Source organism: Nostoc flagelliforme FACHB-838, assembly GCF_014698065.1.
GTDB classification, from domain to species: domain Bacteria; phylum Cyanobacteriota; class Cyanobacteriia; order Cyanobacteriales; family Nostocaceae; genus Nostoc; species Nostoc flagelliforme_B.
The window spans coordinates 1-4,925 of record NZ_JACJSI010000419.1 but is presented as its reverse complement, the minus strand read 5'-3'; the positions used below and the strand labels follow the sequence as shown (position 1 = coordinate 4,925).

The following is a 4,925-nucleotide window of genomic DNA, read 5'->3' as shown; positions in this document are numbered from 1 at the left end:
TAAGTCGGAAATTTCGATTCCGTAGGCGAGGCAGTTTTCATTCATGCCTCTTAATCTACCATTTACGTGTACTTATTTTTTACAGTAGCAGGATAACTCCTGTGAACGTTTACACCTTTTGTGAGGATAGGGAGAAAAGGACTAACAATCAAGCAGCATACGAAAAAAAATTAACAATTCATACCTACTGCTGTGTCGATTTGGCGCGATAGATAATCGCTATTTTGCTCCAAAACCGTCTAATAGGTGTAACGATTTCATTTTCAATTAGGTAAATACATTCTCATATTTAGCCACAAGAGATAGGAAATTTATACAGTATTTATGTACTATAAAGGGGCTGAATATGAACCTAATTCGTCACAAAGGAGAATACAACAATGAGAAAATTAAAACTTCAAATACAAATGACCCTTGACGGATACATTGCCGGATTAAATGGCGAAATGGACTTTATGGCGTGGAATTGGGACGACGAATTAAAACAATATGTCAAAAATATAACTGAACCTGTTGACTGCATTATTCTTGGACGAAAACTTGCCGAAGGGTTCATTCCTTACTGGGGTAGCGTGGCTGGAAATCCTGATGACCCGGAGTTTACATCTGGTAGGAAATTTACGGAGACACACAAAGTTGTTTTTACCAAAACGCTTGATAAGTCAGAATGGGACAATACCGTTTTAGTAAAAGGCAACCTTGTTGACGAAATCACTAAATTAAAAAAACAAGACGGTAAAGACATCATCGCTTATGGCGGTGCGACCTTTGTATCGGCTCTAATCAAACAAGAATTAATTGACGAGTTTCATTTATTTATTAATCCAATCGCAATTGGTGACGGAATGACAATTTTCAAAGAACTTGATAGCAAACAATATCTGACATTAGTAAAAGCTACATCATTTGACTGTGGTATTGTTGTTCTCAATTACGAGCCAAGACGTGACTAAATATGATGTGAAGAGTATTATATAACGGTACTTAATATGGATAAACCGGGGGCAACATTAATTGTCCCCTATACAATTTACTTCTAACAAAAACTGCTCCAGCTTTCGCTTAGGACAGTTTTATATTGTACGGTACAAGCCAGATTCTAAACTGCAATTAATGGTGAATGGCCATTGGTATTTGGTTCATCTTGGCTAGGACTGTAAAGCACTTCTATTGAGAATCTCCTACATAGTTTGGCGTTGACTGATTCTATAATCACCTTTTAAGAGGAAATTGTGTGAAGCTGTAAGAGAATAAAGAATCAAACTTTCTTCTACTAATCAGTTTTAACTTACATAATTGTAAATATGCCTTCGATTTCCTACAACCGCACCGATAGCCAACAACCACAAAGCATTACCATTGAAGGTTATGTTGTTCGCCCCGGATTACACATTCTCACTTACCAGCAACTCAAATTGCTACGGGAGCAAACACAGCATCATTCTCAGCTTGAACATTTAGTCAGCCAAGGCGTGATTAAGTTGACTGGTTAATAGTCTGTAAATTGTCACCTTAGCCATAGTTTTGACTCCTGTAAATATTAAACTCTACATCGCTATTTTTGGGTTACACCGTTTCTATACAGTACTTTGATTGCTTATCACAAATGCTGTATAAACAACTTATCAATGACCCAATCATTAAACCTTGCCCTGTGAGCAACTTTTACCCTCGATTTTTTAATCTAGCTTCAAATCAATCAAGTTGCCATTACTTCAATTCTAACGCACGCTCCCCTGATATCTATCTTAAAAATGAGGGCAAATGTGTCCCCATTTAAACTTTTGACTTTTAAATATTGCTCTACATCCGCTACCCTTGCAGTTTTATATTCTACAAGGTGTGTCGCTTAGGTTACTACTTGACATTATTGCTAGCTCTGAACATTACCAACTATCACAGTAACTATCTACCCGAATCTCTCGCTAAATGTCTGACACCTGCCACCCTGAGTTTTCAATTGATTTCAATTGGAGATTGTCAAATACTGGAGAATAGTAGTAGTTAAAATCATACTCTAGCTTGTTATTATTTTCTTCCAGCTTTTGTTTGGCTTTTAATGCTGGTTTGGGAGCCTCAATGATTTTAATTTCTGGCTCTAACTGTTGGGGTAAGTTTGTTGCAGATGCCTTTTTTAAAATAGGCTTTTCTATTTGACTGCTCAGTTGCATTTCTATCTAAAATTGACAAATCTATGATTACAAAAAGTTTATTCTTGAATCTGAAGAGTTCAGGAGTTAATGAAAGAATTAACATTGATACCTGACTTTATAATTGCCTACTTTTTAGACTGCTCACAAGTCGTTAAAACTAGAACTTACTTGTTCGGTTCACTGCACTGTCAAAAGTCAGCGCAGTCAGGATAGATTACAGCTGGCTATGGGCACTCAACTTCGACAACAAAAGACCTTGTTAGTACAAATGTATTGCAATGATGGTAGATTAAACTATGCACCTTCTATGGTTTCGTCGAGATTTGCGTTTAACTGATAACGAGATTGTCACATTAGCAACAGCTGATAATGGTGTAGTAGTTCTGCCATTCTTCATTATTGACCCTTGGTTTTATACCTGGGCTGATGTCGGAAAGAAGAGAGTCCGCTTCTTGTTTGAGTCATTGGAAAATCTCGACTCAAATCTCCAAAAGTTAGGTAGTCGGCTGTACTTATTTGAAGGTAATTCTACAGACATCGTGCAAGAATTGACTAAGCAGTTAATCATTGCAGGATATAAGCCCAAACTTTTCTTTAACCGTGATGTGCAGGTAGAATACGGTGTCAGCCGGGATAAAACTATAGTTGATTTCTACAAACAGTTAAACCTTGATTACCACATTGGACTAAACAACTTTCTGCAATCAACAGAGCAACGTGACGAGTGGTTTAACGAATACTACACCTATCAAAGACAATCCCAATATAAAACACCAGCAACTATTAATACGCCTCAAATCACACTCGATCTACCAGAGCTAACATTTGATGAACTCAAACAGAAATACCATCGCTTTTGGGAAGTTGAGAAAGTTTACTTTACAGGGGGAGAAACACAAGCACAAGCTAAACTAGACTCATTTCTCAAAAAAAGATATTACGGATACCATTGGAAACTTTCTCGCCCAATGCTCTCACAGCTTGGTGCTACATCTCATTTATCACCACACCTGACTTTTGGGACTATTTCAACTCGCACTGTTTACCAAAGCACTAAAGCTAAAGCAGAAGAATTAAAAACTCAACCCAAGGCAGAATTCTCCCTCAAAGCATTTCGAGACCGTTTGCGCTGGCATGATAGTTTTACACAGCGACTCTATTTTCATCCAGAAATTGCTTATATTAACCGCTACAGGGAGTTTGATAAATTATATACACCAGCAACATTGTCGGCAGAAAAACAAGAGTTATTTCAGGCTTGGCTTAAAGGTATGACAGGCTTTCCACTGGTTGATGCCAGTATGCGACAACTCAAAACAATGGGTTGGATGAATTTTCGGATGCGAGCGATGTGTGCCACATTCCTAACTATTAACTGTGGGATTTCATGGCATCACGGAGCTAAACACTACATGAACTATTTAGTAGATGGAGATTTAGCAATTAATAATTGGCAATGGCAGATGCAGGCTGGTGTAACTAATCCACTTAGCGATACTTTTCGCATTTATAAGCCGTCGAAGAATATTGCCGAAAAAGACCCGCAAGGAGACTTTATTTCCCACTGGGTACCGGAACTACGGGGCTACAGTTTACCAGAAATTGAACAGGGGAAATACATTGACACTAGTAACTATCCTAAAGCGATTCTAGATTGGTCAAAGACGCGTAAAGTTAACGGTAAAGTTGTTTCTGACTTACGAAAGCAAAGTAAACAGCAATTATTAAGCCAAGGTGGAGATGAATACGATAGTGCAATCGCTGCTAAAGAAACAGTTGAGAAATACTGGCAGCAGAAAGATAGAGAGTATAAAGAATATCAACAAAAGCTTACCCTGACGCAAGAGTAAAGCATTATCTAGATTTTAGACCAAGCTCCTCTCTCTTTTTACTAAACAAAAATCCTGTTTAACAATACCTTGTTGCATCTTCGCCACATTCATCTACTAAATACAACAAACACTTGTAACGTAAACCAATTATTTGCTCATAAAGGGGGTTGATTTTACACAATGGTGGAATGTGAAAAACTGTCCTCCCTAAAATTCTTACAGTTATTTCAAAAGGACAATGGGATGGGATTAGTTTGCATAAAAGTTTGGCTAATTTAGAATCATGTATTTCTAATATCTCAAGCTGATAACGGAGCTGGTTTAATAAGTTATTGTTGAAATAGTCTTTTTTTAAGAAATTCATATATCAATTCTCTTTCCAAAATCTATTTCTCTAAAATGACACTTCTCTATGTAGAAAAACATCGTAAATTTACGATGTTTTTCTCCGCTTAAAGAAAGTCAATTGAAATATCAGTAAAATTCCTTAAAATCCACAAGAGGAAGGCAATCACATCTAAATAAGAAATATTGGGAGCAAAGTTAAACGTCTGAAGGGGACACGAGTATGAGCGCATCCCTAGCTCCTGTAACGACTACTGTTTTTTACTTTGAGGAATTAGCGTTAAAAATAAACACAAGGTCTTGTTTGAAGTATTACCTCAACAGTGGGTTGTGAACAAAAGAGCTACTAAACCGAATCTCCGCGCCAGATTTCTCACCAACACCCCACTCATCACTCCAATAGCCCACATCAGCAGCACTTCCGGTAATTTTGGGATAATCGATTAGGGAAGCGATGGAGTATGGCGACAACATCTGAAGTATTTATTAACTTTATTTACAACTTTTCGGTTAAAAACTGAAGCATCTTTTGGATGTTACTGCCTCAAACCCTTTTATTTAGAGATTTATAGCCCAATTACGCGCCCTCTACCCC

General features: G+C 37.4%; 6 protein-coding genes. 3 read left to right on the top strand and 3 right to left on the bottom strand.

The genetic code is table 11. From position 1 onward, the window contains the following. The first annotated feature begins 380 nt into the window (after positions 1 to 380). Entirely contained in the window at positions 381 to 953 is a 573-nt protein-coding gene (locus H6G97_RS45405) for a dihydrofolate reductase family protein (RefSeq protein WP_190946991.1), read from the top strand. 351 nt (positions 954 to 1,304) lie between these two features. Continuing rightward, positions 1,305 to 1,493: a hypothetical protein gene (locus tag H6G97_RS45400; protein WP_190946115.1), complete on the top strand. Its 189-nt coding sequence runs from the start codon at positions 1,305 to 1,307 to the stop codon at positions 1,491 to 1,493. A gap of 432 nt (positions 1,494 to 1,925) precedes the next feature. Here H6G97_RS45400 and H6G97_RS45395 read toward each other — a convergent pair whose 3' ends face one another. Beyond that, positions 1,926 to 2,171 (bottom strand): hypothetical protein, encoded by a 246-nt coding sequence (locus H6G97_RS45395; protein WP_190946990.1) that lies wholly within the window; start codon positions 2,169 to 2,171, stop codon positions 1,926 to 1,928. A 278-nt stretch (positions 2,172 to 2,449) separates the two neighbouring features. Here H6G97_RS45395 and H6G97_RS45390 point away from each other — a divergent pair, with 278 nt between their 5' ends. Next, positions 2,450 to 4,003: an FAD-binding domain-containing protein gene (locus H6G97_RS45390; protein ID WP_190946989.1), complete on the top strand. Its 1,554-nt coding sequence runs from the start codon at positions 2,450 to 2,452 to the stop codon at positions 4,001 to 4,003. A 58-nt stretch (positions 4,004 to 4,061) separates the two neighbouring features. On the opposite strand, the gene H6G97_RS45385 is transcribed toward H6G97_RS45390, so the two are convergent. Both H6G97_RS45385 and H6G97_RS45380 read right to left on the bottom strand, forming a co-directional pair. After that, on the bottom strand, positions 4,062 to 4,349 hold the full coding sequence (locus H6G97_RS45385; RefSeq protein WP_190946988.1) for a Mo-dependent nitrogenase C-terminal domain-containing protein: 288 nt from the start codon (positions 4,347 to 4,349) through the stop codon (positions 4,062 to 4,064). A gap of 293 nt (positions 4,350 to 4,642) precedes the next feature. After that, a complete protein-coding gene (locus H6G97_RS45380; RefSeq protein ID WP_190946987.1) occupies positions 4,643 to 4,804 on the bottom strand; it encodes a hypothetical protein in 162 nt (53 codons plus the stop codon). Positions 4,805 to 4,925 lie beyond the last annotated feature (121 nt).

Bases quoted from the DNA above. Each gene is read 5' to 3' on its own strand.
- H6G97_RS45405 (WP_190946991.1), top strand. From the start codon at position 381: ATGAGAAAATTAAAACTTCAAATACAAATGACCCTTGACGGATACATT.
- H6G97_RS45400 (WP_190946115.1), top strand. From the start codon at position 1,305: ATGCCTTCGATTTCCTACAACCGCACCGATAGCCAACAACCACAAAGC.
- H6G97_RS45395 (WP_190946990.1), bottom strand. From the start codon at position 2,171: ATGCAACTGAGCAGTCAAATAGAAAAGCCTATTTTAAAAAAGGCATCT.
- H6G97_RS45390 (WP_190946989.1), top strand. From the start codon at position 2,450: ATGCACCTTCTATGGTTTCGTCGAGATTTGCGTTTAACTGATAACGAG.
- H6G97_RS45385 (WP_190946988.1), bottom strand. From the start codon at position 4,349: ATGAATTTCTTAAAAAAAGACTATTTCAACAATAACTTATTAAACCAG.
- H6G97_RS45380 (WP_190946987.1), bottom strand. From the start codon at position 4,804: ATGTTGTCGCCATACTCCATCGCTTCCCTAATCGATTATCCCAAAATT.